The following is a 25,932-nucleotide window of genomic DNA, read 5'->3' as shown; positions in this document are numbered from 1 at the left end:
TGAGCGAAGCGCCCGAAGTGATGACCGGGGCACGACCGCCACGCTTGATGTCCGGGCGTTGCCGCTGGCGCCCAAGAACCCGCTGCCGGTCCGGCAGCTGTTGAAACTGGTGCGCAGGCTCGACACCGGACAGGAAGTGATCCGCGACGCCGGCGGTCCCGTCACGCGCATCCAGTTCGCGCCGAAGCGCTCGGCGGCGACGTCGATCTCGACGTCGAATGCCGCCGCGTGGCAATGCAGTCGCTGGGCCGTTCGGTGCTGGGCATCGACCTCAACGAGCGCGCCGACACGATCGCCCGGTGCATGCACGTCGCGTCGTCGTACACCGCCGACCGCGCGCTGCGGCCGGTGCGCGCTCCACGGTGGCTGCCGACGCCTGCCCGCCGGCGCGCGCGCAGGGCCGTAGCCGAAATGAAGAACATCACCGACGAGATGGTGCGCACCTGTCGCGCCGACCCGACGCGGGACGCCCCGCTCGTGCAGGCGTTGATGGCGGCCAGGGACCCGGAGACCGGCATGCCCATCTCCGACGACGACATCTCGAACGAGCTGTTGATCTTCATGCTCGCCGGGCACGACACCACCTCGACCGCGCTCACCTACGCGCTGTGGGTGCTCGGACGTCATCCCCACATCCAGGACCGCGTCGCCGCCGAGGCCGCCGCGCGGGCGGGCGGCCGTGTATCGGCGAGCACTTCGCGCGGCTGGAGACGACGCTGGCGTTGGCCACGATCGTCCGCGCCATGGATATCGCATCGCTCGACAGCACATTCCAGTGCGACGTACCGTTCACCACCGTCGCCAAGGGCCCGGTCCGGGTCCGTCTGCGACCGCGAACGTAACGTGCGACTTCGTCATCATGCGAGCCGCTCCGCGAGACCTGCCGCAGCGGTTCCCAAGCCAGCTGCGCCCGGCAACATCTCACCACGGTGCCAATCGGCGACGGCGTGGGCTATCGGCTGCAGGTGCTGGTCGGTGTCGACCACCGTATAAGACGTCGCGAGCCCAGTCAGCCCGTTGATCGAGCCTTCGTAGCCGATCCGGTGCGCCAGGTCTCGGATCCAGCGCTCGGCGCGCAGTCCCTGACCGAAGGACAGCCAGCGCACATCACAGATGACCAGGACGCGGCGTGCGCCCATGGCGAGGGCCGCCGTGATCGCCGATTCGCAGACGGCGTTCCCGCACTCGCGCAGTCGCCGGCGAGACATGCGCGCATGGCGCCCGCCGAACAGCGGATCGACAATGTCTGCATCGACGATCAGGATTGCCGACTCCAGCGAGGTGGCGTCGTGTGAGGGAGTCGGCACCTCCGCCGCATCGAGCAAGTGCCTACCGAACGGCGCACGGCGGTGAATGACCGCGATACCTCGGTTCTGACACGCCACAGCGATCGACTCGGACAGGGCCGACGGCCCTCCGACAAGCATCACCGGCGAATCGCCGGATTCTCGAATTGCCACCCCAACCTCACTACTTGTTCGCAAACCCCGCAGGGATTTCCGGCATGGGCGATCAGCGGTCCAATCTCGAAATCAATTCCAACGCAACGGCAGTGGCGTCACGGTAACCGGCGGTGCGGTCATCGCCACCAAGCGTGAAATCGGGCGACAGCCGTGCGGCAATCCTCCGGAGCGCCGCACGGGTCCGTGCCTGCTCACGATTGGGACGGTGTCCGCCGGCCAGTGCTGCTCTGACGAAACTGCCGGACTTGGCGGCGATTTCGTCGAGAACACAGATGCGCGCAAACCGGATGCCCATGCTGTAGCCCATCCGGTATGCGTCGCTCCGGTCCGCCGGAGGTGAGGCGTCGGCCAGGTCCTCGAGCAACCCCACCAACACCCGCTCCACGGTTGCGGTACTCGCGCCGGAGGCCGACAGTTGCCCGTCCTCCCTCACGCTCGCATCACTCATCGCTCCTGCACGCACGCCGAGATCCCACCGTCCTCACACACGACACTGCCTTCCATTGAATGCGCGAAGAATTCGGCGCATCGCTTCTAAAATCGGGCTTTACGCCATTGGCACTGCGGAAATTAAATGTGACCGCAGGCTCCCGACCGTGTGCACGAATGCTCGTCCGTTGGAGCCCGCTAATTGATTGTCCGGTTCGGACCTTGCGTCGGATCGCGGGCGACCGAAGCGTTAGCGAACAGGCTGTTTGCGCCGCGGAACGAGATCCTCGGCGGCCTTGTCGCGCTTGGCTGCACGTCGCTCTTTTAGCGTCATCGTTGGTTTCTTGAGTTCGCGACTTTGCGACTTACTAGCCACTTTCTCCCTTTCGCTAGCATCCGCTACCAATGCGCGACCATACCCGAGAAAAAATTAAAATCCAGTCTGCTGCCGCCGGTCATGGTTTCTCGCCCTACGCGTGTCGGACCACCAATGGGCTCGCCCCGAACCAGCGCGGGCACGAGCGCCCTCGCCGGCGTAGGTCCCGTGTCCCCGGCCGGGCTAGACGCGTGTCAGCAGGACCGCCTGTTCGAACGGCAACCGTGCGAAGATCGGCCCCCACAAGCCCTTGACGGCCGGCGCCGCTTCGGCCTTGGACAGCACCTGCGGGTCGCTCAGCCGAAACGTCTTCCCGTACCTCTTCATCCGGCCGCCACCCGCGGCCGTGATGTTCTTCAACCAGTCGCGGTCCGGGCCGTAGGTGAGCAGGATGGCCACCCCGTCATGGGTGGGGAACACCGTCAGCGGGGTCCGGTACGGCTTACCCGACTTTCTGCCGACATGCTCGAGGATGCCCATCGTCGGCGCCCACCCTGCCCACAGTCGCTGGATCGGGTTGGTGACGTGGCGGTTGAACCGGGCGAGCCATTGCGGTAGTTGCATAGCCTCCATCATCGATGACCGGCGCCACTATTACACCCTGTAGTTGACGGTCGCGGCCCGGCTGGGACACTGGTGGCCATGCGTGCTGACCACATCACCACCGAGGTGTCGGCGCGGCTCTTCGCCGAGGCCGCGGCCGTCATCCCGGGCGGGGTGAACTCGCCGGTGCGCGCGTTCACCTCGGTCGGCGGCACCCCCCGGTTCATCACCTCGGCCAACGGCTACTGGCTGACCGACGCGGACGGCAACCGCTACGTCGACCTTGTCTGCTCCTGGGGCCCGATGATCCTGGGCCACGCACACCCGGACGTGGTCGCCGCGGTGCAGCGCGTGGTGGCCGACGGCCTGTCGTTCGGCGCGCCCACCCCCTCGGAGTCCGAACTGGCCGCCGAGATCATCGGCCGCGTCGCACCGGTCGAGCGGCTGCGCCTGGTGAACTCGGGCACCGAGTCCACGATGAGCGCTATTCGGCTGGCCCGCGGCTACACGGGCCGGGCCAAGATCGTGAAGTTCTCCGGCTGCTACCACGGCCACAGCGACGCGCTGCTGGCCGACGCGGGTTCCGGGGTCGCCACGCTTGGGCTGCCGTCCTCGCCCGGTGTGACCGGCGCGGCCGCCGCCGACACCATCGTGCTGCCCTACAACCACGTCGCGGCGGTCGAGGAGGTCTTCGCCCGGTTCGGCGACGAGATCGCGTGCGTGATCACCGAAGCCAGCCCCGGCAACATGGGCACCGTCCCGCCTATGCCCGGGTTCAACGCGGCGCTGCGACGGATCACTGCCGGCCACGGCGCGCTGCTGGTCGTCGACGAGGTCATGACCGGGTTCCGCGTCAGCCGGTCCGGCTGGTATGGCGTCGACCCGGTGGATGCCGACCTGTTCACCTTCGGCAAAGTGATGAGCGGTGGGCTGCCCGCAGCTGCATTCGGCGGCCGGGCCGAGGTGATGAACCGGCTGGCCCCGCTAGGGCCGGTGTACCAGGCGGGCACGCTGTCGGGCAACCCCGTAGCGATGGCGGCGGGCCTGGCGACGCTGCGGGCCGCCGACGCCACCGTCTACGCCCGTCTCGACGCCAACGCCGACCGCCTGACCGCGCTGTTGGCCCAAGCACTGACCGAAGCCGGTGTGGCGCATCGGATCTCACGCGCGGGCAATATGTTCAGCGTGTTCTTCACCGACGAGCCGGTAACCGATTTCGCCTCGGCGCGGGCCTCCGAGACGTGGCGATTCCCCGCGTTCTTCCACGCGTTGCTCGACGCCGGCGTGTACCCGCCGCCGAGTGCCTTCGAAACCTGGTTCGTCTCAGCGGCTTTGGACGACGAGGCGTTCGATCGCATCGACGCCGCGCTGCCCGCCGCGGCCAGAGCCGCGGCGCAGGCGGTCAGACCCTGATGGGTGACCGGACGATCGTGCACGTCATGCGGCACGGCGAAGTGCACAACCCGGGCGGGATCCTGTACGGCCGGCTGCCCGACTACCACCTGTCCGAGCGCGGTCAGGCGCAGGCGCAGGCAGTCGCCGACTGGCTTGCCGCTCGCGACGTCGTGTACGTGGTCGCCTCGCCGCTGGAGCGCGCGCAGGAGACGGCCGCCCCGATCGCGATGCGGCACGGTCTGGTGGTCGACACCGACGACGAGCTCATCGAATCGCACAACGTCTTTCAGGGAGAACGGGTTTCGCCGGGTGACGGGGCGCTGCGCAACCCACTCAACTGGTGGCATCTGCGCAACCCGCGCTCACCGTCGTGGGGTGAGCCCTATCGCGAGATCGCCGCGCGGATGAGGGCGGCGATGCACCGGGCCAGGGTCAAGGCGTCCGGGCACGAGGCGGTCTGCGTCAGCCACCAGTTGCCCGTCGAGACGCTGCGCCGCGCGATGACCGGGCATCCGCTGCATCACTTCCCGACCAAGCGCATGTGCAACCTGGCATCTCTGACATCGTTCTACTTCGACGGCGACGATTTCGTCGGCTGGGGTTACGCGGAGCTCGCCGGACGGTGAGGCTGCTGGTGGTGCTGTGGGCTTGCGTGGTCATGGTCGCGCTGGCCGGTTGCTCCACCGGCGATGACGCCGTCGCGCAGGGCGGCACCTTCGAATTCGTCGCCCCTGGCGGCCAGACCGACATCTTCTACGACCCGCCGCAGGACCGGGGCCGTCCGGGGCCGGTCAGCGGTCCCGATCTGATGGATCCGGCCAAGACCATCTCGCTTGACGATTTCGCCGGCGAGGTGGTGGTGCTCAACGTGTGGGGGCAGTGGTGCGGCCCCTGCCGCACCGAGATCACCCAACTCCAACAGGTTTACGACGCCACCAAGAACCAGGGCGTGGCGTTCCTCGGCATCGACGTACGCGACAACAACCGCGACGCCGCGCGGGATTTCATCGTCGACCGGAAAATCACGTTCCCCTCGATCTACGACCCGCCGATGCGGACCATGATCGCATTCGGCGGCCGGTACCCGACGACGGTGATCCCCTCCACGGTGGTGCTGGACCGCGAGCACCGGGTCGCCGCGGTGTTCCTGCGTGAACTGCTGGCCGAAGACCTTGCGCCGGTGGTGGATCGCCTTGCGCGCGAAGACGACGGGGCACCGGAGCACGAGAAGGCCGGCGCATGAGCCTCGACCAGGCGGACCAGTTGATGGCCGGCGGTCCGGTGCTGTTGGCGCTGCTGGTCAGCGCGCTCGCCGGGCTGGTGTCGTTCGCCTCGCCGTGTGTGGTGCCACTGGTGCCGGGATACCTGTCGTATTTGGCCGCCGTCGTCGGCGTGGACGGCGACGCAAGCGCCGGCGTCGGGTCGGTCCACCGAGACCGACGTTCTGGCGGAAATTCGCCGGAAGAATCCGCCAAAACGTCGGTCTCGGCGAGCACCAGGACCACGAGGTTGCGGGTGGCGGGCGCCGCGGCGTTGTTCGTCGCCGGTTTCACGGTGGTGTTCGTGCTCGGCACCGTGGCGGTACTCGGTATGACGACGTCGCTGATCACCAATCAACTTCTGCTGCAACGCATCGGCGGCGTGATCACGATCGTGATGGGGCTGGCGTTCGTCGGGTTCATCCCCGCGCTGCAGCGCGAGGCCCGATTCACTCCGCGGCAGATCTCCACGCTGGGCGGGGCTCCGTTGCTCGGCGCGGTCTTCGCGCTGGGGTGGACACCGTGCCTCGGGCCCACCCTCACCGGCGTGATCGCGGTGGCCTCGGCGACCGACGGCGCCAACGTGGCCCGCGGTGTCGCGCTGGTGATCGCTTACTGCCTGGGCCTGGGAATCCCGTTCGTGTTGTTGGCGTTCGGGTCCGCACGCGCCGTGCAGGGTCTGGCATGGCTGCGCAGGCACACCCGCACGATTCAGATCTTCGGGGGCGTGCTGCTGATCTTGGTCGGTGTGGCGCTGGTGACGGGAATATGGAACGACTTCGTTTCGTGGGTGCGCGACGCGTTCGTCAGTGACGTGACGTTACCGATATGAGCCTTCGCGCGCTGGTACGTAACACCTGGCGGACGCTGACGTCGATGGGCACCGCGCTGGTGCTGCTGTTCCTGCTGGCGCTCGGCGCCATCCCCGGCGCGCTGCTGCCTCAACGCAGCCTCAACGAGTCCAAGGTCGACCAGTACATCGCCGAGCACCCGACGATCGGGCCGTGGCTGGACCGGGTTCAGGCCTTCGACGTGTTCTCCAGCTTCTGGTTCACCGCGGTCTATGTGCTGCTGTTCATTTCGCTGGTCGGCTGCCTCACCCCGCGGCTGATCGAGCACTTCCGCAGCATGCGGGCCACTCCCGTGCCCGCCCCACGCAACCTGAGCCGGCTGCCGAAATACCACAGTGTCGAAATGACGGCCGAGCCGCAAAGCGTGGCGGCCACGGTTTCCGAGCGGTTGCGCGGATGGCGCAAGATCACCCGCGAAGAAGGCGAAATCACGGAAATCTCCGCGGAGAAGGGCTATCTGCGCGAGTTCGGCAACATCCTCTTCCACTTCTCGCTGCTGGGACTGCTGGTGGCGGTGGCGGCGGGCAAGCTGTTCGGATACGAAGGCAACGTCATCGTGATCGCCGACGGCGGCCCGGGATTCTGTTCGGCGTCGCCCGCCGCGTTCGACTCGTTCAGGGCCGGCAACACCGTCGACGGCACCTCGCTGCATCCGATCTGCCTGCGGGTCAACGACTTTCAAGCCGACTATTTGCCGACGGGGCAGGCCACGTCGTTCGCCGCCGACATCGAGTACCAGGCCGGCGCCGACCTGGATTCGGGCACCTGGCGGCCGTACCACCTGAAGGTCAACCATCCGCTCAGGGTGGGCGGCGACCGGGTGTACCTGCAGGGCCACGGCTATGCACCGACATTCACCGTCACCTTCCCCGACGGGCAGAGGCGCACGCAGACATTGCAGTGGCGGCCCGATGACCAGGTCACGTTCCTGTCCTCGGGCGCCATGCGATTCGACCCGCCCGCCGGCACCTACCCGGACGCCGACGAACGCCGCGAGAATCAGCTCGCCATCCAGGGTCTGTTCGCGCCGACCGAACAGCTGCACGGCACGTTGCTGTCGTCGAGTTTCCCGGCGCTCAACGATCCCGCCGTGGCCGTCGACATCTACCGCGGCGACACCGGCCTGGACACCGGGCGGCCGCAGTCGCTGTTCACGCTCGACCCGCGCCTGATCGAGCAGGGTCGGCTGACCAAGAAAGCGCGGGTCAATCTCGGCGCGGGGGAGTCGACGCGCCTCGACGACGGCACCGTGGTGCGCTTCGACGGCGCGGTGCCGTTCGTCAACGTGCAGGTGTCGCACGACCCGGCGCAGGTGTGGGTGCTGGTGTTCGCGATGACCATGATGGCCGGCCTGCTGGTGTCGCTGGTGGTGCGCCGCCGCCGAGTCTGGATTCGGATCAGACCCGCTGGTCCGGGTACCGTATCCGTCGAGCTGGGCGGGTTGGCGCGCACCGACAACTCCGGGTGGGGCGACGAGTTCGAGCGGCTGACGCAGCGCCTCCTTCCCGATGCGACGGCGGCGCACCCTGCAGGAGAGAAGGTCAGATGATTACCGAGCAGATCGACATCGGCTTGGCGCGCTACTCGGACTGGGCGTTCACCTCATCGGTCTTGGTCCTGGTGGGCGCGCTGGTGCTGCTCGCGATCGAGTTGGCCTACAACCGCAGCCGCAAGGTCGAATCCCGTGAGCTGGTCGGCGCCGCGACCGCGCCAGGCGGGGTGCACGCCGACAGCGCCGCCCCTGGCGTCGTCTCCGACGTCCCCAAGCGGCCGGTCGAGGAACGGATCGGCGGTGCCGGGCTCGCGCTGACCTACCTCGGCATCGGCCTGCTGCTGGTGTGCATCGTGCTGCGCGGCCTGGCCACCTCACGCGTGCCGTGGGGCAACATGTACGAGTTCATCAACCTGACCAGCTTCTGCGGGCTGATCGCGGCGGCGGTGGTACTGCGCCGCCGCCAGTACCGGGCGCTGTGGGTGTTCGTGCTGGTTCCCGTGCTGATCCTGCTGACGATCTCCGGACGCTGGCTGTACACGAACGCCGCCCCGGTGATGCCCGCCCTGCAGTCCTACTGGCTGCCCATCCACGTCTCGGTGGTCAGCCTCGGTTCCGGAGTGTTCCTCGTGGCCGGCGTCGCCAGCATCCTGTTCCTGCTCAAGATGTCGCGGTTCGGCGCCTTGGGCTCCGACGGTGCGCTCGCCCGCGTCGTCGACAGGCTGCCCGATGCGCAGACCCTGGACCGGATCGCCTACCGTACGACGATCTTCGCGTTCCCGGTGTTCGGGTTCGGCGTCATCTTCGGCGCGATCTGGGCCGAAGAGGCGTGGGGTCGATACTGGGGCTGGGATCCCAAGGAGACCGTGTCGTTCATCGCGTGGGTCGTCTACGCCGCCTATCTGCACGCCCGCTCGACCGCGGGCTGGCGCGACAAGAAGGCCGCCTGGATCAACGTCGTCGGTTTTGTCGCGATGGTGTTCAACCTGTTCTTCATCAACCTGGTCACCGTGGGGCTGCACTCCTACGCCGGAGTCGGCTGAGCGGCAGCGGCCCGCTTCGCTAGGATCGGCCACGAAAGCCTGCGAAGCCATGGGGGACCGTCGACGTGTCTGAACATCCGGCGCACCGCGCCCAGGGCAGCCCCGGCGAAGAAGCGGTTTTCGCGGCGGTGGTTCCCGAAAACGCCTATGCGCCAGGCGGATTCCGTGCACAGAGCCGGTTCAGCGACCCCGCGGCCGAGCCCCCGGCGGAATGGACGGCGCCGACACCGCCCGACGGGTTCCCCGTCGTTTCCCCGCCGCAGGAGATCGCCGAAACGGACCCGCCGCCGTATCTCGACCTGTCGACCGTCGCACTGCTCGGCCAGCCCAAGCGCGCCCCTTCCGAGGGATGGCGCAAATGGCTGTATTACGCGTCGTTCAGGTTGATCAACCTCGGCGACGGGCCGAAGGCCGTGCGCCGCCAGACGCTGACCGCCCAGGTCCAGCGGCCCGTGCGCGGGTGTTACCGCATCGCGGTGTTGTCACTCAAGGGCGGGGTCGGCAAGACCACGATCACCGCGACGCTGGGCGCGACGTTCGCCTCGATCCGGGGCGACCGCGTGATAGCCGTCGACGCGAACCCCGATCGCGGCACGTTGAGCCAGAAGGTGCCGCTCGAGACGCCGGCCACGGTGCGCCACCTACTGCGCGACGCCGAAGGCATCCAGGCCTACAGCGACGTCCGCAGATACACCTCGCAGGGGCCGAGCCGGCTGGAGGTGCTCGCCTCCGAGAGCGACCCCGCGGTGTCGGAGGCGTTCAGCTCCGAGGACTACACCCGCACCCTCGAGGTTCTCGAGCGGTTCTACAGCCTGATCCTCACCGACTGCGGTACCGGCCTGATGCACTCGGCGATGGCGGCCGTGCTGGCCAAGGCCGACACCCTCGTCGTGATCAGTTCCGGTTCGGTCGACGGGGCGCGCAGTGCCTCGGCAACGCTGGACTGGCTGGACGCCCACGGACACCAGGACATGGTGCGCAACTCCATTGCGGTGATCAACGCGGTGCGCCCGCGGTCCGGGAAAGTAGACATGAAAAAGGTCGTCGATCACTTCAACCGACGTTGCCGGGCAGTGTGCGAGGTGCCGTTCGACCCGCACCTGGAGGAAGGCGCCGAGATCAGCCTCGACCGGCTCAGGCCGGAGACCAAGGGGGCGTTGCTCGAACTCGCGGCCGCGGTCGCGGCCGGGTTTCCGGGCACACGCCGCTAGAACGCGCGGTCACGGCCGCGGATTGTCCTCTTGACCGAGCCGACGCAGGAACTCTGGATCGTCGTCGGGCCCGATCACCCGAGTCCGGGGACGGCTCGAAGAGACTCGCATCAGCCGCCAGCCGATGTACGCCAGCGTGAACAGCACGAGAATCAGGAGCAGATACGCCACGAAAAACAAACCTCCTTTATTCGAATATACGCGCCGTCGGTAGGCTCGGTTCGTGTCTGACGGACGTCCCGGAACTCGGCTCGTACTGGACGTGCTCGCCTATGTGCTGGCACGGCTGCTGCTCGTCGCGGCGCTGACCGGAGTGATCATCGGCGCCGGACATCTGCTCGGATTGCGCGAATTTCCGCTCGTCGTGGCTCTGCTCTTCGCGTTGGTGATTGCGCTGCCGCTGGGGATCTGGGTGTTCGCCCCGCTGCGTCGCCGCGCCGAGGCGAGCATGGCGGCCTTCGACGAGCGTCGGCGTCGCGACCGCGAACAACTGCAGTCCAGGCTGCGCGGCGAGAACCCCCCGCCCGCATCATGACGGGCATCCACACGAGCATGGTTTCGCCTCAAGAGCTATACGCCCGTTGGATAGCCGAATTGTGGGCGGGCGCTCCGGTCGCAGCCGAGTTGGTGACCGACGACTTCGTCGGGCACTGGCCGGGACGGGCGGTACGAGGCCCGCAGGAGCTGCAGGCGGTCGTCGACGAGACCCACCGGATGCTCACCGACCTGAAGTTCGTCATCGAAGTAGCGCCGTTCGTCGAGGGAGACATGCTGGCGGCCAGGTGGATCGGCACGGGCGCGGCCGAGGACGGTCCCAAGCGATTCACCGGCAACGACATCCTGCGCGTCGCGGACGGACGGTTCGCCGAGTACTGGACGGGCACCAGCACGGGTTAACCGGCGGCGTCCCGCAGCACCTGCTGAAGCTTGTCGAGCGGGTCGCCGGCGGCGGGGTCCAGCCGCAACGCGTCCCGGAGTGAGTCGGGGTCGGGCAGCACCGGCGCGGGTGCGGATGCCTCCGGCGGCGGGGACGGGGCCGGCGGCTGCGCAGGCGGCGGAGGGGGCGGAGCGGTCAGGCCGGCCAACTTGGCCTCCAGGCGGGGTGCCGAGTCGTGGCGGACGGCGCGCCGCTCGAGATCCGGATCGGAGTTGCCTTCGAAACAGCCGTCGGGTGCGCTGCGGACGAAGTCCAGCGCGTTGCGGTAGCGGTCACGTGCCGCGTCGGGCCGGTTCTCCCAGGCGTCCACGTCGCCTTGCCGCTCCCGGACCAGTTCCAGGTTGACCAGCACGGGGCACGACTGCTCGCGGGCGGTCAGGCGCAGCGCCTCCGAGAAGTGCGCGTCCGCGTCGGCGAGACGGTCGTCGAGCACCGCGAGGGTCCCCGCCGCGAACGGCGCCTTCGCCGGTTCGACGACGTTGAACAGGCTCATCACCGAGACATCACCGTGCAGCGCGTCGACGTCGCGTTGCGCGAAGTTCGACACAGCCGAATCACCAGCCGCCACAACGGAGACGAGCTTCACCGCGACCGCCAGCGCCACGACGGCCACGGGAGCCGAGAACAACAGCAGCCGGCGCCGCAGCCGCAGCCGGGAGGGGCGGGGACGCATCAGACGACCTCATCCCGCCGGGCCACCCGGCTGGTCCGGAACTCGCGCAGCGTGAGGTAGCACTCGAACAGCAGCAGTACGGCCGCGACCATGGTGAAGACCCAATACAGGTCGGTGCGATCGGGTGCGTCGACGGTGGACTGCACCGACGAGACGCCGTCCGCGTCGGGCGCGACGTCGGCGACCGGCTGCGCGGCATCGCGGGGCATGAAGGGCACGCCGAGCTGATCGGCGACGCGCTGCAGACCCGGGTCGTTGCGCGTTGCGCCGTAACCGAACACCGCCCCACCGTCCACTGAGCCCGGCGGCGGGTCGAACTCGCCCTGCGGCGCCCGCGACGAGGGTGCGCCGGACCCGAAGTAGAACACCAGGTTCTGTGCGCCCGGGCTGCGTTGGGCCGCCGCGATCAACTGGTAACGCAGGATGTTCGCCGCGGCCGCCGCGTTCACCTCGCCCACGGCGTCATCGGGGTATGGGTTCACGGCCGCGACGACGGGCCTTAGACTCCAATCGTCTTCGGAGAGAGGCCATTCCAACGACGAACGCGACGCGAACGTGATCAGCGCGAACCGCGCCCGAGGGTATCGGTCGACGAGCGCGGCGACGTCGTCGCGGATGCCGGCGATCCGCGGCCGCCCGGCACCGTAATCGGTGACGGCCGAGTCGGCGGAGCGGTCGACGATCAGGAACACGTTGGCCGTCGCGTCGTTCGGGCTTGACGCTTCCGATCCGTGCGAACCGCCGATGGCGGGTCTGGCGGCCGCGATCAACATCAGCACGACCGCGAGCGTCAGCGCCGACCATCGCCAGACCGTTGTCCATCGCTGGCTCGCGCTGCGGGCCAAGTGGCGCATGGTGTAGAGCCGGAGCACGACCACGGCCGCGGCGATCGTGATCAGGACCACCGGGGGTACGACGGGTGAGAACGTCATCGCCGCAGCACCGCCAGCGACAGGCACAGCAGCAGGGAAACCGCGACGGCCACCGTCAACGGGACCGTCGGCGTGTCCCCGCGGAACCCGGCGAGGGTCGCGGACCGGTCGCCGTCCGGCGGGTGGGCGCGGATCCCCTCCAACTGGGCCGTCAGGTCGGACCCGACGGGTGCGTATCGCCCGCTGGTGGCCGACACGACGGATCGCAGGGGGCCCGGCGAGGACACCAGCGCATTGACCTGAATTCCGCGCTCCCGCGCCATCTCGGCGACCTGCTGCTCGGAGAACAGGGCGGGGCGGGCTTCCCCGGGAGCGCGCAGTTCACCGGGTCCCAGATAGATGATCGATCGTCGACCCTCGTCCGGTGGTTCATCGGCTGGGAATCCCGCCGCACACAGCGCGATAAGGTCGGTGATGCTCGCAGCGTAATCCACGTACGTCACGGGCGGGGCGAACGACGCGACGCCGTTGCGCTTCGCCGTCAGCTGGGCGGGCGAGAGGGTGGTGTCATCCGGAAGTCCTGCGAGACTGGCTGCGTCGCCGAGCTTTTCGACCGCGAACTGGTAGTCGCGGGTCAGCGGGATCACCCGGCGGTTCGCGGAGGTCAACCCGATCCGTTGGGTACCGTACGTCCGGGCCTGCTGGGCGAAATACGACAGGAACGCGCCAGTCCTCGGATCGGTGACCGGTTCGCCGACGCACAGCATGATGTCCTCGGGCACCTCGGCGGTCTTCAGCGACCACCACAAGCCGCTGGGGCGCGCGCTGGCCACCACCGCTGCTGCGAACAACAGCGCGAGCAACACGACCGTGACGATCAACGACACCGCCCGGGCCCGCGCGACTCGGACGTACTCGGGCAGCCTGGTCAAGCGCGCGGTGTTGGCCAACGGCCGCAACTGTCGCTGCGCCTGCTTCGTCGGCACGAACAGTGCCAGCGCGACCGCGCCCGCCAGACAAGCGAATCCGATGACTGCGACCGGCCACCAGGTCAGGGCCACGAGCGGATCAGCTCCTCGGCCGCGGTGCCGACCTCGTCGACACGTACCGGTGAGGCGGTGTTGAACTGCGCGTCGTCGAGCGCCGCCAGTGTCGGCGCGGCGGGTGCCAATTCGCCGGAGGCGATGTCGTCGAGGTGCATGTACTGCGCCCGCGTGCCCGTCGCCTGGTTGAGGAAGCTGCGCAGCGTGCGGCTCATTGCGGCGCCGGCCTCGGCGGCGGTGAGCTCACCCTCGCGGTGACGCGCGCCGATGCGCGCAACGGCGCGCGCGAACCGGCGTCGCAGCAGCCTGCCGTGCAGGGAGCGCACCGCGGGAAGGCGACGTAGCCGCTGCGACGGCAGCGTCCACACGAAAACGCCTACGTACCAAGAGATCACCACGGCCGTTAGCAGCAACCCGAGCCACAGCCACGTCGTCGAGTACGGCATCGGCCCGCCGACGAACCGCGACAAGTCATCCGGCACGGGCGAACACCTCGGTCAACTCGACGAGCCGGGAGCGGATCTCGCCGCTCGCGCCGATCCTGGTGTGCGGAACAGCGCGGGTGGTCATGAACTCGTCGACGCGGTGCGCCCGCACCTGCTCGGCTCGGTGGTAGGCGGTGACAACCCGTGGGCCCAGCGTGGCCGTGTCGAGGACGAAACGTCGCGTCGAGACGTCGTACCCGGCGCGGTTGTCGTCGGTGGCGCCCACTGCGGGCATGTCGGAGACCGTCGCCCACAGCACGTCGTGGCGAGCGGTCAACCGGGTGACGGCATCGGCCAGCCGCTCGCCGATCTCCGGCTCGTCGGACACCACCACGATCAGCATCGGGTGACGGTAATGCGTTGCCACGTAATTCAACTGGCAGACGATGTCGCTGCGCCCAGCGGCGTTTGCGGTGTGACTGTAGTACCTGTGCAGCAGGCTCTCGATGTGGGTCTCGCCGCGGCGCTGGCGGATGTTGACGCACCCACGGGTGTCGCCGAAGACCATTCCGATCTGGTCGGAGCGCCCGAGCGTGATCAGCCCGAACGCGCCCAGGACATTCACGGCCACATCGCGTTTGAGTTCGCCGCCCGGTGCCAGGGCGGTCATGTCGCGGCCGGCATCGGCGACGAGCAGCAGCTTGTGGTGCTTCTCGGAGACGAACCGTTTGATCAGCACGTGGCCCGACCGTGCCGAGGCCTTCCAGTCGATGTCGCGGACGTCGTCGCCGGGCACGTAGGGGCGCAGATCGTCGAATTCCAGGCTGCGGGTGTGAAGTAGGGCGTAGCGGCCGCCTTCGAGCATGCCGCGGGTGTCGGTGCCGAAGTGCGTCCTCGCCGTGGTGAGGTGTCTGCCCATGTCGGCCTCAGGGGACTCGAACCGCTTGCAGGACAGCGTCGATGATCACCTCTGGGGTGACGTTGGCGCTGGCCGCCTCGAAGCCCAGGATCAGCCGGTGCCGCAGCACCCGGTGGGCGAGTTTGGCGATATCGCCCGGGATGACATGGCCGCGTCCGGAGAGCAGGGCCAGCGCCCGGGCGGCGTTGCAGAACGCGATGGTGGCGCGGGGGCTGGCCCCGTACTCGATCAGGCGGGCGAGCTGACGCGGCAGGTGTTGGTCGGGATTGCGGGTGACGCCGACCAGTTGGCTGGCGTAATGCATCAGCGCGCGGTCCATGTGGACGAGGCGCACGATGTCCTGCAGCCGCCGGATATCGTCGAGCCCGACGACCGGCCGGCTGCGGTGGTTCTTGTCGTACAGTCCGGCGTCCATCCGGAACATCACCTCCACCTCCTCCTCGGCGGAGGGGTAGTGCAGGACGTCCTTGAGCATGAACCGGTCGGTCTGCGCCTCCGACAGCGGATAGGTGCCCTCCTGGTCGACGGGGTTCTGCGTCGCGATGACCAGGAACGGCTCGGGGATCGGATACCGCGTGCCGGCGATGGTGGTCTGGCGCTCCTCCATCGCCTCGAGCATCGCGCTCTGTGTCTTGGCGCTGGACCGGTTGATCTCGTCGAGCAACACGATGTTGGTGTGCACCGGCCCGAGTTGGGTGACGAACGAGTTGGTGGCCGACTCGTAGACCTGGGTGCCGATGATGTCGCTTGGCAGCAGGTCGGGCGTGCACTGGATGCGCCGGAAGCCACCGTCGATGGCGTCGGCGATGACGCGGGCGGCGGTCGTCTTGGCCAGCCCCGGCACGCTCTCGATCAGGATGTGCCCGCCCGTGATCAGGCCGATCAGCAACGATTCGCGCAGGTTCTCCTGGCCGACCACCTTCGCCGAGAACGCGCCGGAGACCGCGGCGACAACGCGCTGCGCCTGCGCGAGATCACGCTGGTCGAGTTGTGTACGGGCTGCGGTCATGGGTGCCTCTCGTCTCCGGCTGCCGGTTGCGGATACCCGGGCCAGGGTATGCGCACACCGCCGATCGGGCGAACGGCCGACGAGACCGCGGGAGCGTCAGGTCAGGAACCGGGCGACGTACGGCGCGAAGCGGGTCTGCAGGTCGCGCTCGTCGAGACCGAACATCTCCGGCGACGTCACCACCCGTCCGAGCCTGCCACGCTGGTGGCCCGCGAGGTACTCGGCCATCGCGGCCCGCGCGTCGTCGGTCATCGGTTCGCCGGCCAGCGCGAAAACCGCTGCGGCGGTGCCGATCTCGTCGGCCATGAAATCGTCGAACCTGACGTCGATCGAGCGCTCCGGCGGGATGGCGCCGCGATCGCGGATCAGCGCGTTGAGCATCAGCTCGAGCCGCTCGACCCAGCACGCGGCGATATCGCGGACCGGCACGGGGCAGCAGTGCATGCGCGCGGAGTAGGTGAGCATCGCGAGCATCGACAGCACCACGGGCACGGGGTCGCGGTGCGTCGCGATCACCACCACGCCCGGAAAGACCCGCTCGAGCACCGGCAGTTGCTCGAGGTGCTGCGGCGACTTGAGCAGCCACCGTCTGCCGCCGCGCAGGAACTGCAGCGCCTTGAGCTGGAGGGCCAGGTGCTCGTAGTGGGGCGTCTGGTCGTGCGACAGGTAGTAGTCGCGCCACCGCGGCACGTGGGCCAGCGTCTCGAACAGCATCGATGAGAAGTCGTTGGCCAGCAACTGGATTTCCTCGTGCACGTGGTCGGTCGTCATCTCGTGCATCAGCGCGAAGTGCGGCATCACCGCGTTCAGGAACTCCAAAGCGGCGTCCATCCGGGCACGCCGGGGGTCGGGATCGACACCGTCCTCCGCCGGCAGCGGGAACGGCTCGTTGCTCTCCCAGTACGGCAGGGTGCGGAACGTCGGACCCGCGGCGAGCAGGTTGTGCAGGTGTGTGGTGCCCGTACGCGGCAGCCCGGCGATCACGACGGGCGCGGCCAACTCGATGTCGTGGATCTCGGGATGCCTGGCCAGTAGGTCGGTGAGCAGCAGGCGGTTCTTCAGCCACTGCACCAGCTGCGCGTGGAAGTTCACCACGCCTGCGTCGCTCAACCCCGGAATCTCTTGTAGGGCAGCAAGAAACACGTCCAGGCGCTCGCGGTAGTCGGCGGCGCCGAAGTCGTCGAGCCCGGTTTCCGCGCTGGCCTTGGCGTGCAGCGCCGCGGCGTCGAGCGGGCAGTCCGGCGCCATTGCCGCCATCATGTCGCGGAGCGGTTCGACCGCGGCCGGGAAGCGGGGCTGCGCGAGGTCATCGAGAACGACGGGTGCTGGTGTGGTGTCGGTCACAGCCAGTTATGTTACTGTGAGTTTCGTAATGACGACGGAAATCGGGCGACCTCGTGACAAACGCATCGATGCCGCGGTGCTGCGCGCCACGGTCGGCCTGCTCGGCGAGAGCGGTTATACGGATCTGACGGTGGACGCGATTGCCCGCCGCGCGGGCACGAGCAAACCCGCCATCTACCGTCGCTGGCCGGGCAAGGCGCACGTCGTCCACGAGGCGGTCTTTCCGGTCGGTGCCGAGACCGAACTCCCCGACACCGGGTCGCTGGCCAGCGACGTGCGCGAGATGGTGCGCCGAACCGTGGCGGTGCTGACCACACCTGCCGCCCGAGCCGCGTTGCCCGGGCTGGTCGCGGAGATGGCCGCCGACCGCGCACTGCATGCGGCGCTGCTCGAGCGCTTCTCCGATGTGCTCTCGCGCGGGCTGACCGACCGACTGGCGGCGGCGGTGGCCCGCGGCGAGGCGCATCCAGGGGTGTCGGCCGCCGTCGTCGTCGAGGCGATGGCCGGCATGACGTTTCTGGCCTTGATCACCCGCGGGGACGGTCTGGACGACGCGTGGGTAAACCGAACCGCCGACTTCATCACGAAAGGGATCAGCGCATGACGCACGAGTGCGCCGCCGCGGCGAGCCGCGAATCAACAAGAGCGGCGAGCCGCGAATCAACAAGAGCGGCGAGCCGCGAATCAACAAGAGCGGCGAGCCGCGAATCAACAAGAGCGGCGAGCCGCGAATCAACTAGCGCGGCGAGCCGCGAATCAACAAGAGCATGGGCCGAACTGCTCGACACGTTGGGCGGCCTGGACCGGGCGTTCCTCGAAGGGGATCGCGCGGTCTCCGACGACCGGCACGTCGCCGACGGCTACCGCATGCTCGCCACCACGCTCGGCGTGGCGTTCGACACCTACCTGTTCGCCGAGCCGAGCCGGCCGGTGTGGGTCGAGCTCAACACGCCGTTTCGCCGGGACCGACGCTGGGGCGGCGACAACACCGACGCCTACTACCTCATGTGCCCAGTCGATCCCGAGCGCCGCTATCGCATCAGCGGGAACAAGGGCGACAGTGTCTACTTCTCGGTGACCGCCTACAACGAGCCGTCGCCGGGCGCATGGTCGGATCGGATCGTGGCGCTCGTGCGCGACGACGACCTCGACATTGACGGAGACGGCAACTTCTCCTTCGACTATGGGCCCACCGACGGCGGCGTGGTGCTGGTGACGCGCGACTATCAGGCCGACCCGCTGACCGGTCGGCCCGTGTCCTGGAACATCGAGGCACTCGACGAGCCCGAGCCCATTCGGCACGGCGACGCCGAGACCGCTGCTGCGCTGCGGGCCAGCGCTGCCTGGCTGCGCACGATGTTCGCGATCGTGCCGCTCGCGGTCGGTGTGCGAGTCGACGACGCCCATACCCTGGGTCACGAGATATCCCAGGTGGCAAACGAATTCGCCGATCCCTACCAGGTGCCGGATGCGAACTTCGGCTGGTCGGCGCGCGACGCCTGCTACGCCTACGGCAGTTTCGTGCTCTCCGACGACGAGGCGCTGGTCGTCACGCATCGGCCGCCCGCATGCCGGTTCTGGAACCTCGTCGTGTGGAACCAATTCATGGCGGGCGTCACCGACGAGAAGACGTCGATCAACAGCTACAGCGCCGTGCCCAACTCCGACGGGTCCGTCACCGCCGTCATCTCCCGCGGTATGACCGCACATCCCAATTCCATTAGCACCGTGGACTATCCACGTGGCAACCTGGCGTTCCGGTGGTTTCTCGCCGACGCGGTGCCCGCCAAGCCGGAGGTGCAGTTGGTCAAGGTCGCCGACGCCCCGACGGAAGTCGCCTAGCAGCGATTTCGGTGCGCTACCGATCGCTGATCGATAGTTAGCGCACCGAAATCGCAAGGGCGAGCGCCACAGCGACCGCCCACACCAGCATCGTCAACCCCGTGTCGCGCAGCACCGGGATCAAGTCCTTGCCGCCGAGGCGTTTACGCACCGGCGCGGCAGCGCGCACCGCGAGCGGTAGCGCCACCAGGCCGACCGCCGCCCACGGCGTCGCGAGCATCAGCACCAGCGTCAACGCGAACGCCACCACCAGCAGCGCCTGGTACAGCAGCCGGGTGCGCGCGTCGCCGAGTCGCACGGCCAGCGTGATCTTCCCCGACTCCTTGTCGGTTCCGATGTCGCGCAGATTGTTGGCCACCAGCACCGCCGACGACATGCAGCCCATCACCACCGCGACCGCGACGCCGACCCAGTCGACCCGCAACGCCTGGGTGAACTGAGTGCCGAGCACCGCGACGAGGCCGAAGAACACGAACACCGCGACCTCGCCCAACCCGAGGTAGCCGTAGGGCTTGTTGCCCCCCGTGTAGAGCCACGCCCCGGCAATGCACACCACGCCGACGGCGATCAGCCATGGCGCGCTCACCGCCGCCAGCACCAGACCCGCCATCGCCGCGACTGCGAGGCTCACCACCGCGGCGGTCAGCACCGCCCTCGGCCCGGCGACCTTCGACCCGACCAGCCGCAGCGGACCCGACCGTACGTCGTCGGTGCCGCGGATGCCGTCGGAGTAGTCGTTGGCGTAGTTGACCCCGACGATCATCGCCACCGCGACCAGCAGCGCCAGCAGCGCCTTCCACCAGCAGGCGGCATGCAGCCACGCCGCGGCGCCCGTGCCCGCGATCACCGGCGCGACCGCGTTGGGCAGCGTGCGCGGCCGCGCGCCCTCGACCCATTGCGCGAATGTCGCCACGAACGCCAGTCTCGCACGGTGCCGGACCGTGGCAGACTGAGCGCATGGAGGACCGACTCAGCAAGGCGGAAATTCGCAAGGATGCCGCGCAGGAGATCTTCGGCTCCGGCGTATCGACTGTTGGTGAGGTGGCCTCGATCATCACCACCGCGATCAAGGACGTCGCCAACGCCATCGGCGGCTTCGCGACCGATGCGTTCGAGATCCGCGACACCGTGCGGCGCGCGTCGCAACGACTCGACGAAACCGACGACCAGCCGCCCGCCTAGACCGTGCTCGGAGTCATCGGCGGGAGCGGTTTCTACGGCTTCTTCGGCACCGACGCGCGCAGCGTCAACCTCGACACCCCGTACGGGGCGCCGAGCGCGCCGATCACCGTGGGCGTCGTCGGTGCGCACGAGGTGGCGTTTCTGCCGCGTCACGGCGCCAAGCACGAGTTCTCGCCGCATACCGTGCCGTACCGGGCCAACATGTGGGCGTTGCGCGCGCTCGGGGTGCGACGCATCTTCGCGCCGTGCGCGGTCGGCAGCCTGACCCACGACCTCGGGCCCGGGGCCATGGTGGTGCCCGATCAACTCGTCGACCGCACCGTCGGCCGCGCCGACACCTACTTCGACTCCGGGGGCATTCACGTCGCGTTCGCCGACCCGTACTGCCCGACCCTGCGTGGGGCGGTCACCGATCTGCCCGGCGTCGTCGACGGCGGCACCATGGTGGTGGTGCAGGGGCCGCGGTTCTCCACCCGCGCCGAGAGCCGGTGGTTCGCCGACCAGGGCTTCACGTTGGTCAACATGACCGGCTATCCCGAGGCGGTGTTGGCGCGCGAACTCGAGATGTGTTATGCCGCAATAGCGTTGGTGACCGATCTCGACGCCGGTATCGACAGCGGATCCGCCGTCCGCACCGTCGACGTGTTCGCCGAGTTCGAACGTAACCTGACGCCCTTCAAGAAGCTCGTGCACGAGGCGATCGGCCAGGTGGCGCTCGAACGGACCTGTGAGCACTGCCTGGCGCACGACGGCGTCCGACTGCCGTTCGAACTACCGTGAAAGTTCTGTTGACCGGCGCGGCGGGCTTCATCGGAGCCCGGGTCGCCGAGGCGCTGCGCGACGCCGGCCACGACGTCATCACCGTCGACGCGATGCTGCCCTCCGCCCACGGGCCCGGCGCCGAGGCGCCCACGGACTGCCAGGTGCTCGACATCCGCGACGCGTCCGCGTTGGCGCCCCTGATGAAGGGCGTCGATGTGGTGTGCCACCAGGCCGCCGTGGTCGGAGCGGGCGTCAACGCCGCCGATGCGCCGTCGTACGGCACGCACAACGACTACGGAACCGCGGTGCTGCTGGCCGAGATGTTCGCGGCGGGCTGTCAGCGGTTGGTGCTGGCGTCGTCGATGGTGGTCTACGGCCAGGGCCGCTACGACTGCCCGGAGCACGGGCCGGTCGATCCGCGCCCGCGCACCCGCGCCGACCTCGACGCCGGCCTGTTCGAGCACCGCTGCCCGCTGTGCGCGGCGACGGTGGGATGGCGACTGGTGTCCGAAGACGCGCCATTGCGCCCGCGCAGCCTTTATGCGGCCAGCAAGACCGCGCAGGAGAACTATGCGCTGGCATGGTCGGAGGCGGTCGGAGGCGCGGTGACTGCGCTGCGCTACCACAACGTCTACGGACCTCACATGCCTCGCGACACCCCGTACTCGGGGGTGGCGGCGATCTTCCGGTCAGAACTCGAATCGGGAGATGTGCCAAGGGTTTTCGAAGACGGAGCGCAAATGCGTGATTTCGTCCACGTCGACGACGTGTCGGCCGCGAACGTGGCGGCGGTGCAATCCGCTCAGGAGGGGTTCGACGCCTTCAACGTCTGTTCGGGCCGGCCGATCTCGATCCTGGAGGTGGCCACCGCGCTGTGTGAGATCCGCGGTGACGCGCCGCCGGTGATCACCGGGCAGTACCGCGGCGGCGACGTCCGCCATATCGTCGCGGACCCCGCCAAAGCGTCTCGGATACTGGGATTTCAGGCCGCGGTGGATCCGCTCGACGGGTTGCGCGAGTTCGCGTTCGCACCGTTGCGGACCTGATGCGCCGGACGGTTGGCATCCTCGTTATCGTCACGCTCGTGGCGACAGGTCTGATCGGACTGCTGTTCTCCCAGCAGCGGCGGTTGATCTACTTCCCGTCGCCCGGGCCACTGCCGAGCGCGGCGACGGCGTTGCCCAACGGGCAGGACGTGCAGATCGAGACCGACGACGCAATCCGGTTGGGCGGTTGGTATTTCCCGGTCGACGGAAATAACCCCGCCGTGCTGGTGTTCGCGGGCAACGCCGGCGACCGGTCGGGGCGCGTGCCGCTGGCATCGGCGCTGAATCGGATGGGCTGCTCGGTGTTGTTGTTCGACTACCGCGGTTACGGCGGCAATTCGGGCCGCCCCTCGGAGGACGGGCTCGCTGCCGATGCGCGGGCCGCGCAGGCATGGCTAGCCGCGCAGCCCGGTATCGAGGAGATCGTCTATTTCGGCGAATCCCTCGGCGCCGCAGTCGCTATCGGGCTGGCGGTCGAACGGCCGCCGCGCGCGCTGGTGTTGCGCTCACCGTTCACCTCGCTGCCCGACGTCGGCGCGGTGCACTATCCGTGGCTGCCGGTGCGTCGGCTGCTGCTGGACCGTTACCCCTCGCTCGAGCGCATCGGGTCGCTGCGGGTGCCGCTGCTGGTGATCGCGGGGACTCGCGACGACGTCGTGCCCGAGCCGATGAGCCGTCGCCTCTACGACGCGGCCAACGAGCCGAAGCGTTACGTGCTGGTGCCCGGCGCCGGGCACGACGATCTCGAATTGCTCGCCGGCAAGCAGATGCTCGACGCGATCCGGCAGCACCTCACGCAGGCCTGAATCCGCCTCGCCATACTGGCCTGGTGAAACCAGCGATTTGTGAGCAGTTCGGAATCGACTTTCCGTTGTTCGCGTTCAGCCACTGCCGTGACGTGGTGGCGGCGGTGTCCAGCGCGGGCGGCTTCGGCGTGCTGGGCGGGACGGCGTACACGCCCGAGCAGCTCGACCAGGAGCTGTCGTGGATCGACGACCACGTCGGCGGCAGGCCCTATGGTGTCGACCTCATCGTCCCCGCCCGTTACGAAGGCAAGGGCGAGGATCTGACGATGAGCGACCTCGCCGGCCGCATCCCCGACGAGTACCGCGGTTTCGTCGCCGAGCTGCTCGCCGCGCACGACATCGAATTGGGGGAGGCGCCGCGGTTCGGCAACGCCGCGCTGTCGGGCAACACCGGCAAGGAGCTGCTGGACGTGGCGATGAACCACCCCATCCGGTTGATCGCCAACGCGCTCGGCGTCCCGCCGGACTACATGATCGAGGCCGGCAAGGAGCACGGCGTCCCGGTGGCCGCGCTGGTCGGCGCCAAGGAGCACGCGGTCAAACAGGCGCAGGCGGGCGTCGACCTGATCGTCGCGCAGGGCACCGAGGCCGGTGGTCACTGCGGCGAGGTGACCACGCTGGTGCTGGTGCCCGAGGTCCTGGAGGCGCTGGCGGCGATCGGCAGCGACATCCCGGTGCTCGCCGCCGGCGGGATCGTCACGGGCAGGCAGATGGCGGCCACGGTGGCGATGGGCGCGGCCGGCGCCTGGACCGGGTCGGTCTGGCTGACCACCGAGGAGGCCGAGACCGCACCGTATACCAAGCAGAAATTCCTGGCCGCGTCGTCGCGGGACACGGTCCGTTCGGCGGGCAGGACGGGAAAGCCTGCGCGCCAACTTGTTTCGGACTGGACGCAGGCGTGGTTGCCCAACGACGGCGGTCAGAAGCCGTTGCCGCTTCCGTTGCAGTCGATGCTCGCCGAACCCGTCGTGCGACGGATCGACGTCCTGGCGGCCCAAGGGCATCCCGGCGCCCAGGCGCTGGCGACGTACTTCGTCGGCCAGGGCGTGGGGCTGATGAACAAGGTCAAGCCCGCGCGTGAGGTGGTCCGCGAGTTCATCGAGGACTACGTCGCGGCGACTGAACGCCTGAGCAACTCCCTGCCGGATTAATGGCGGTTTCGGCGCGTTACCAGTCGCTGAGCGATCGGTAACGCACCGAAGTCACCCGTCAGGTGAGGCCGCCAGCGGCAGCCGCACCTCGAACCGCGCGCCGGTGTCCAAGTTGCGCGCCGACAACGTCCCGCGGTGCGCCTGCACCAGACCCGCGGCGATTGCCAGCCCCAGCCCCGATCCGCTGGGCAGCGACGAATCCGCGCGCGGCACGCGATCGTTGGAGCCGCGGTAGGCGACGTCGAACACCCGCGGGAGGTCGGCCTGGTCGATGCCCACGCCGGTGTCGTCGACGCGCGCCCACGCGCCGTTCTCGTCGGACCCCAGCGCCAGCCCGACCCGCCCGCCCGGAGGGGTGTGTGCGATCGCGTTGGCCACGAGATTGGACAACACCCGCACCAGCGCGCGGTCACTGCCCAACACCCGCACCGGTGTGGCCGGCAGTTCGGCCGTCAGCGCTACGCCCGCACGTTCGGCGGCGATCCGGTGCGCGGTCAGCACGTCGTCGACGACCTCGTCGAGCGCCACCGTGTCGAACACGGGTTGGACGGCACCCGCATTGATCTTCGACATCTCGAACAGGTCATCGACCATCTCGGAGAGCCGAACCGACTCCTGCTCAATAGTTTTCGCATGCACCCGGACCTCTGCGTCGGGTACGACGCCGTCGGCGATCGCCTCGGACACCGCCCGTATCCCGGCCAGCGGGGTTCGCAAATCATGGCTGACGAACGCCACCAGCCTGCGCCGCGACTGCTCGGCGGCACGTTCCGACTCGCGGATCTCCTGCTCCCATACGGTGCGGCGGGCCTGGTAGCGCGCCAACATCACCGCGGCGGGGATCGTCACCACCGACACGATCACCAGGACGATCGCGGTCTGCTCGAAGGTTTCGGTGATCATGAAGCCGCTGGCGCCCAGGACGCCGGTGAACGTCGCCAGCACCGGGATGAGCACCAGCGCAACCATGCTCACCGCCAGCGACCAGGACCGGGCGAGGCGGATGACGAGTGCGCCTGCGAGCACCACCGGTACCGAGCATGCCAGCGCCAACCCGGTGATCTCCCACAGGTCGGTCGTCACTAGGCGCTCTGTCCTTCCGGTGAGCGCGCTTCGCTGCTCCACAGATAGCCGCGGCCCCACACCGTCTGTACCCGGTGGTGCTCACCGAGCTTGGACCGCAACCGCTTGACGTGCACCGTGACGGTCGACAGATCACCGAAATCCCAGTGCCACACCTGTTTCAAAAGCTCCTCGCGGCTGAACACGACATCGGTGTGGGTGAGGAAGAACAGCAGCAGGTCGAATTCGCGGTTGGTCAGCGACAGCGGCGAACCCTCGACTGTGACAGTGCGCGCGGCGGTCGACACAGTCAAATCACCGACGGTGATGTCGAGCGACCGTCGCCCCGTCGGCGCGGGTGCGCGCCGCAGCACCGATCGGACCCGCAACGCGAGTTCGCGCGGGCTGAACGGTTTGGTCAGGTAGTCGTCGGCGCCGGCCTCCAGGCCCGCGATCCGGTCGTCCTCCTCGCCGAGCGCGGTCAACAGGATCACCGGGATCGAGTAGCCGCCGCGCTGGCGTAGGTTGCGGCACAGCGTCAGCCCGTCCGCGCCGGGCATCATCACGTCGAGCACCGCGACGTCGATGTGCTGCGAGCCGAGTAGCCGCAGCGCCTCGGCTCCGTCGTGGGCGATCGCCACGTCGAGGCCGTCGCGCTCGAGATAGCGGCGCACGACATCGCGCACGACGGTGTCGTCGTCGGCGATCAGTACGCGCCTCACCTTCCCGAGACTAGCCGTAAGCGGCTACTACCTGCGCCGATGTCACGGATTCGTCATCAAAGCACTGGTCGGGGT

Annotated in this window: 30 protein-coding genes and 1 pseudogene; 17 read left to right on the top strand and 14 right to left on the bottom strand. The window is 68.5% G+C overall.

All coding sequences use genetic code 11. The annotated features are described in order from the left end of the window. Positions 1-58 precede the first annotated feature (58 nt). Positions 59-842: pseudogene (locus tag QGN32_RS08780) on the top strand (cytochrome P450). Positions 843-857: 15 nt separating this feature from the next. On the opposite strand, the gene QGN32_RS08775 reads toward QGN32_RS08780, so the two are convergent. The 3 genes from QGN32_RS08775 to QGN32_RS08765 form a co-directional block, all read right to left on the bottom strand. After that, the gene (locus QGN32_RS08775; RefSeq protein WP_326548186.1) at positions 858-1,460 is read right to left on the bottom strand and encodes a hypothetical protein; all 603 of its coding nucleotides are present in this window, start codon (positions 1,458-1,460) and stop codon (positions 858-860) included. A gap of 52 nt (positions 1,461-1,512) precedes the next feature. Beyond that, the gene (locus QGN32_RS08770) at positions 1,513-1,911 is read right to left on the bottom strand and encodes a hypothetical protein (protein WP_326548185.1); all 399 of its coding nucleotides are present in this window, start codon (positions 1,909-1,911) and stop codon (positions 1,513-1,515) included. A 540-nt stretch (positions 1,912-2,451) separates the two neighbouring features. After that, positions 2,452-2,832, bottom strand: coding sequence for a nitroreductase family deazaflavin-dependent oxidoreductase (locus QGN32_RS08765; protein WP_326548184.1), 381 nt, complete (start codon positions 2,830-2,832; stop codon positions 2,452-2,454). 78 nt (positions 2,833-2,910) lie between these two features. Here QGN32_RS08765 and hemL point away from each other — a divergent pair, with 78 nt between their 5' ends. The 7 genes from hemL (at position 2,911) to QGN32_RS08730 (ending at position 10,062) form a co-directional block, all read left to right on the top strand. Beyond that, positions 2,911-4,224, top strand: a complete 1,314-nt coding sequence (gene hemL, locus QGN32_RS08760; protein ID WP_326548183.1) for a glutamate-1-semialdehyde 2,1-aminomutase — start codon at positions 2,911-2,913, stop codon at positions 4,222-4,224. After that, positions 4,224-4,832, top strand: a complete 609-nt coding sequence (locus tag QGN32_RS08755; RefSeq protein ID WP_326548182.1) for a histidine phosphatase family protein — start codon at positions 4,224-4,226, stop codon at positions 4,830-4,832. Before hemL ends, QGN32_RS08755 begins: the two co-directional genes overlap by 1 nt. 32 nt (positions 4,833-4,864) lie before the next feature. After that, positions 4,865-5,449 (top strand): TlpA disulfide reductase family protein, encoded by a 585-nt coding sequence (locus QGN32_RS08750; protein WP_442791832.1) that lies wholly within the window; start codon positions 4,865-4,867, stop codon positions 5,447-5,449. Next, positions 5,446-6,297: a cytochrome c biogenesis CcdA family protein gene (locus QGN32_RS08745; protein WP_326548180.1), complete on the top strand. Its 852-nt coding sequence runs from the start codon at positions 5,446-5,448 to the stop codon at positions 6,295-6,297. The genes QGN32_RS08750 and QGN32_RS08745 overlap by 4 nt, the downstream gene beginning before the upstream one ends. After that, positions 6,294-7,865, top strand: a complete 1,572-nt coding sequence (resB, locus tag QGN32_RS08740; protein ID WP_326548179.1) for a cytochrome c biogenesis protein ResB — start codon at positions 6,294-6,296, stop codon at positions 7,863-7,865. Before QGN32_RS08745 ends, resB begins: the two co-directional genes overlap by 4 nt. Further along, positions 7,862-8,851 carry a c-type cytochrome biogenesis protein CcsB gene (ccsB, locus tag QGN32_RS08735; RefSeq protein ID WP_326548178.1) on the top strand — a complete coding sequence of 330 codons (990 nt, stop codon included), beginning with the start codon at positions 7,862-7,864 and terminating at the stop codon, positions 8,849-8,851. Before resB ends, ccsB begins: the two co-directional genes overlap by 4 nt. Positions 8,852-8,916: 65 nt before the next feature. After that, positions 8,917-10,062: a MinD/ParA family ATP-binding protein gene (locus QGN32_RS08730; RefSeq protein ID WP_442791799.1), complete on the top strand. Its 1,146-nt coding sequence runs from the start codon at positions 8,917-8,919 to the stop codon at positions 10,060-10,062. 9 nt (positions 10,063-10,071) lie between these two features. Here the strand turns inward: QGN32_RS08730 and QGN32_RS08725 are convergent, their stop codons facing one another. Beyond that, positions 10,072-10,233: a hypothetical protein gene (locus QGN32_RS08725; RefSeq protein WP_326548177.1), complete on the bottom strand. Its 162-nt coding sequence runs from the start codon at positions 10,231-10,233 to the stop codon at positions 10,072-10,074. A gap of 52 nt (positions 10,234-10,285) precedes the next feature. Here QGN32_RS08725 and QGN32_RS08720 point away from each other — a divergent pair, with 52 nt between their 5' ends. Both QGN32_RS08720 and QGN32_RS08715 read left to right on the top strand, forming a co-directional pair. Then, positions 10,286-10,597 carry a DUF4229 domain-containing protein gene (locus QGN32_RS08720; RefSeq protein ID WP_326548176.1) on the top strand — a complete coding sequence of 104 codons (312 nt, stop codon included), beginning with the start codon at positions 10,286-10,288 and terminating at the stop codon, positions 10,595-10,597. A gap of 17 nt (positions 10,598-10,614) precedes the next feature. After that, the gene (locus QGN32_RS08715; RefSeq protein WP_326548175.1) at positions 10,615-10,959 is read left to right on the top strand and encodes an ester cyclase; all 345 of its coding nucleotides are present in this window, start codon (positions 10,615-10,617) and stop codon (positions 10,957-10,959) included. Here QGN32_RS08715 and QGN32_RS08710 read toward each other — a convergent pair. The 7 genes from QGN32_RS08710 to QGN32_RS08680 all read right to left on the bottom strand — a co-directional run bounded on the left by QGN32_RS08710 (position 10,956) and on the right by QGN32_RS08680 (position 17,200). Then, a complete protein-coding gene (locus QGN32_RS08710; RefSeq protein WP_326548174.1) occupies positions 10,956-11,672 on the bottom strand; it encodes a hypothetical protein in 717 nt (238 codons plus the stop codon). The two genes, QGN32_RS08715 and QGN32_RS08710, sit on opposite strands and share 4 nt — an antisense overlap. Beyond that, the gene (locus tag QGN32_RS08705) at positions 11,672-12,604 is read right to left on the bottom strand and encodes a vWA domain-containing protein (protein WP_326548173.1); all 933 of its coding nucleotides are present in this window, start codon (positions 12,602-12,604) and stop codon (positions 11,672-11,674) included. The genes QGN32_RS08710 and QGN32_RS08705 overlap by 1 nt, the downstream gene beginning before the upstream one ends. After that, positions 12,601-13,605, bottom strand: coding sequence for a hypothetical protein (locus QGN32_RS08700; protein ID WP_326548172.1), 1,005 nt, complete (start codon positions 13,603-13,605; stop codon positions 12,601-12,603). Before QGN32_RS08700 ends, QGN32_RS08705 begins: the two co-directional genes overlap by 4 nt. Next, positions 13,596-14,069: a hypothetical protein gene (locus tag QGN32_RS08695; RefSeq protein ID WP_326548171.1), complete on the bottom strand. Its 474-nt coding sequence runs from the start codon at positions 14,067-14,069 to the stop codon at positions 13,596-13,598. Before QGN32_RS08695 ends, QGN32_RS08700 begins: the two co-directional genes overlap by 10 nt. Continuing rightward, positions 14,059-14,931, bottom strand: a complete 873-nt coding sequence (locus tag QGN32_RS08690; RefSeq protein ID WP_326548170.1) for a DUF58 domain-containing protein — start codon at positions 14,929-14,931, stop codon at positions 14,059-14,061. The genes QGN32_RS08695 and QGN32_RS08690 overlap by 11 nt, the downstream gene beginning before the upstream one ends. Positions 14,932-14,938: 7 nt before the next feature. Next, positions 14,939-15,940, bottom strand: a complete 1,002-nt coding sequence (locus QGN32_RS08685) for an AAA family ATPase (RefSeq protein WP_326548169.1) — start codon at positions 15,938-15,940, stop codon at positions 14,939-14,941. A 96-nt stretch (positions 15,941-16,036) separates the two neighbouring features. Then, entirely contained in the window at positions 16,037-17,200 is a 1,164-nt protein-coding gene (locus tag QGN32_RS08680) for a sulfotransferase family protein (protein WP_442791831.1), read from the bottom strand. Between the two features lie 112 nt (positions 17,201-17,312). Here QGN32_RS08680 and QGN32_RS08675 point away from each other — a divergent pair, with 112 nt between their 5' ends. Then, positions 17,313-17,888, top strand: a complete 576-nt coding sequence (locus QGN32_RS08675; RefSeq protein ID WP_326548167.1) for a TetR/AcrR family transcriptional regulator — start codon at positions 17,313-17,315, stop codon at positions 17,886-17,888. 185 nt (positions 17,889-18,073) lie between these two features. Continuing rightward, a complete protein-coding gene (locus QGN32_RS08670; protein ID WP_326548166.1) occupies positions 18,074-19,126 on the top strand; it encodes a DUF1214 domain-containing protein in 1,053 nt (350 codons plus the stop codon). 37 nt (positions 19,127-19,163) lie between these two features. Here the strand turns inward: QGN32_RS08670 and QGN32_RS08665 are convergent, their stop codons facing one another. Next, positions 19,164-20,039, bottom strand: coding sequence for a 1,4-dihydroxy-2-naphthoate polyprenyltransferase (locus QGN32_RS08665; RefSeq protein ID WP_326548165.1), 876 nt, complete (start codon positions 20,037-20,039; stop codon positions 19,164-19,166). A gap of 44 nt (positions 20,040-20,083) precedes the next feature. Between QGN32_RS08665 and QGN32_RS08660 the strand changes: the two genes are divergently transcribed. The 5 genes from QGN32_RS08660 to QGN32_RS08640 are packed head-to-tail and all read left to right on the top strand — an operon-like array spanning position 20,084 to position 24,073. Continuing rightward, positions 20,084-20,308 (top strand): hypothetical protein, encoded by a 225-nt coding sequence (locus QGN32_RS08660; protein WP_326548164.1) that lies wholly within the window; start codon positions 20,084-20,086, stop codon positions 20,306-20,308. A 3-nt stretch (positions 20,309-20,311) separates the two neighbouring features. After that, on the top strand, positions 20,312-21,088 hold the full coding sequence (locus QGN32_RS08655; RefSeq protein ID WP_326548163.1) for an S-methyl-5'-thioadenosine phosphorylase: 777 nt from the start codon (positions 20,312-20,314) through the stop codon (positions 21,086-21,088). Further along, on the top strand, positions 21,085-22,116 hold the full coding sequence (locus QGN32_RS08650; RefSeq protein WP_326548162.1) for an NAD-dependent epimerase/dehydratase family protein: 1,032 nt from the start codon (positions 21,085-21,087) through the stop codon (positions 22,114-22,116). The genes QGN32_RS08655 and QGN32_RS08650 overlap by 4 nt, the downstream gene beginning before the upstream one ends. After that, positions 22,116-22,922 carry an alpha/beta hydrolase gene (locus tag QGN32_RS08645; protein ID WP_326548161.1) on the top strand — a complete coding sequence of 269 codons (807 nt, stop codon included), beginning with the start codon at positions 22,116-22,118 and terminating at the stop codon, positions 22,920-22,922. The genes QGN32_RS08650 and QGN32_RS08645 overlap by 1 nt, the downstream gene beginning before the upstream one ends. A gap of 23 nt (positions 22,923-22,945) precedes the next feature. Next, complete coding sequence (locus tag QGN32_RS08640; protein WP_326548160.1) at positions 22,946-24,073, top strand: NAD(P)H-dependent flavin oxidoreductase; 1,128 nt, start codon at positions 22,946-22,948, stop codon at positions 24,071-24,073. Positions 24,074-24,124: 51 nt separating this feature from the next. On the opposite strand, the gene QGN32_RS08635 is transcribed toward QGN32_RS08640, so the two are convergent. Both QGN32_RS08635 and QGN32_RS08630 read right to left on the bottom strand, forming a co-directional pair. After that, positions 24,125-25,156, bottom strand: coding sequence for a sensor histidine kinase (locus QGN32_RS08635; protein WP_326548159.1), 1,032 nt, complete (start codon positions 25,154-25,156; stop codon positions 24,125-24,127). Beyond that, positions 25,156-25,857: a response regulator transcription factor gene (locus QGN32_RS08630; protein ID WP_326548158.1), complete on the bottom strand. Its 702-nt coding sequence runs from the start codon at positions 25,855-25,857 to the stop codon at positions 25,156-25,158. The genes QGN32_RS08635 and QGN32_RS08630 overlap by 1 nt, the downstream gene beginning before the upstream one ends. Between the last annotated feature and the right edge of the window lie 75 nt (positions 25,858-25,932).

The organism is Mycolicibacterium sp. ND9-15, from assembly GCF_035918395.1.
Lineage (GTDB): Bacteria > Actinomycetota > Actinomycetes > Mycobacteriales > Mycobacteriaceae > Mycobacterium.
This window is presented reverse-complemented; position numbering and strand designations above follow the sequence as displayed.

What these genes read in the sequence shown, in the direction of transcription:
- QGN32_RS08645 (WP_326548161.1), top strand. Translation starts at nt 22,116, where the DNA reads ATGCGCCGGACGGTTGGCATCCTCGTTATCGTCACGCTCGTGGCGACA.
- QGN32_RS08675 (WP_326548167.1), top strand. Translation starts at nt 17,313, where the DNA reads ATGACGACGGAAATCGGGCGACCTCGTGACAAACGCATCGATGCCGCG.
- QGN32_RS08710 (WP_326548174.1), bottom strand. Translation starts at nt 11,672, where the DNA reads ATGCGTCCCCGCCCCTCCCGGCTGCGGCTGCGGCGCCGGCTGCTGTTG.
- QGN32_RS08660 (WP_326548164.1), top strand. Translation starts at nt 20,084, where the DNA reads ATGGAGGACCGACTCAGCAAGGCGGAAATTCGCAAGGATGCCGCGCAG.
- QGN32_RS08690 (WP_326548170.1), bottom strand. Translation starts at nt 14,931, where the DNA reads ATGGGCAGACACCTCACCACGGCGAGGACGCACTTCGGCACCGACACC.
- QGN32_RS08705 (WP_326548173.1), bottom strand. Translation starts at nt 12,604, where the DNA reads ATGACGTTCTCACCCGTCGTACCCCCGGTGGTCCTGATCACGATCGCC.
- hemL (WP_326548183.1), top strand. Translation starts at nt 2,911, where the DNA reads ATGCGTGCTGACCACATCACCACCGAGGTGTCGGCGCGGCTCTTCGCC.
- QGN32_RS08680 (WP_442791831.1), bottom strand. Translation starts at nt 17,200, where the DNA reads ATGATGGCGGCAATGGCGCCGGACTGCCCGCTCGACGCCGCGGCGCTG.
- resB (WP_326548179.1), top strand. Translation starts at nt 6,294, where the DNA reads ATGAGCCTTCGCGCGCTGGTACGTAACACCTGGCGGACGCTGACGTCG.
- QGN32_RS08715 (WP_326548175.1), top strand. Translation starts at nt 10,615, where the DNA reads ATGGTTTCGCCTCAAGAGCTATACGCCCGTTGGATAGCCGAATTGTGG.
- QGN32_RS08685 (WP_326548169.1), bottom strand. Translation starts at nt 15,940, where the DNA reads ATGACCGCAGCCCGTACACAACTCGACCAGCGTGATCTCGCGCAGGCG.
- QGN32_RS08765 (WP_326548184.1), bottom strand. Translation starts at nt 2,832, where the DNA reads ATGCAACTACCGCAATGGCTCGCCCGGTTCAACCGCCACGTCACCAAC.
- ccsB (WP_326548178.1), top strand. Translation starts at nt 7,862, where the DNA reads ATGATTACCGAGCAGATCGACATCGGCTTGGCGCGCTACTCGGACTGG.
- QGN32_RS08755 (WP_326548182.1), top strand. Translation starts at nt 4,224, where the DNA reads ATGGGTGACCGGACGATCGTGCACGTCATGCGGCACGGCGAAGTGCAC.
- QGN32_RS08750 (WP_442791832.1), top strand. Translation starts at nt 4,865, where the DNA reads ATGGTCGCGCTGGCCGGTTGCTCCACCGGCGATGACGCCGTCGCGCAG.
- QGN32_RS08770 (WP_326548185.1), bottom strand. Translation starts at nt 1,911, where the DNA reads ATGAGTGATGCGAGCGTGAGGGAGGACGGGCAACTGTCGGCCTCCGGC.
- QGN32_RS08745 (WP_326548180.1), top strand. Translation starts at nt 5,446, where the DNA reads ATGAGCCTCGACCAGGCGGACCAGTTGATGGCCGGCGGTCCGGTGCTG.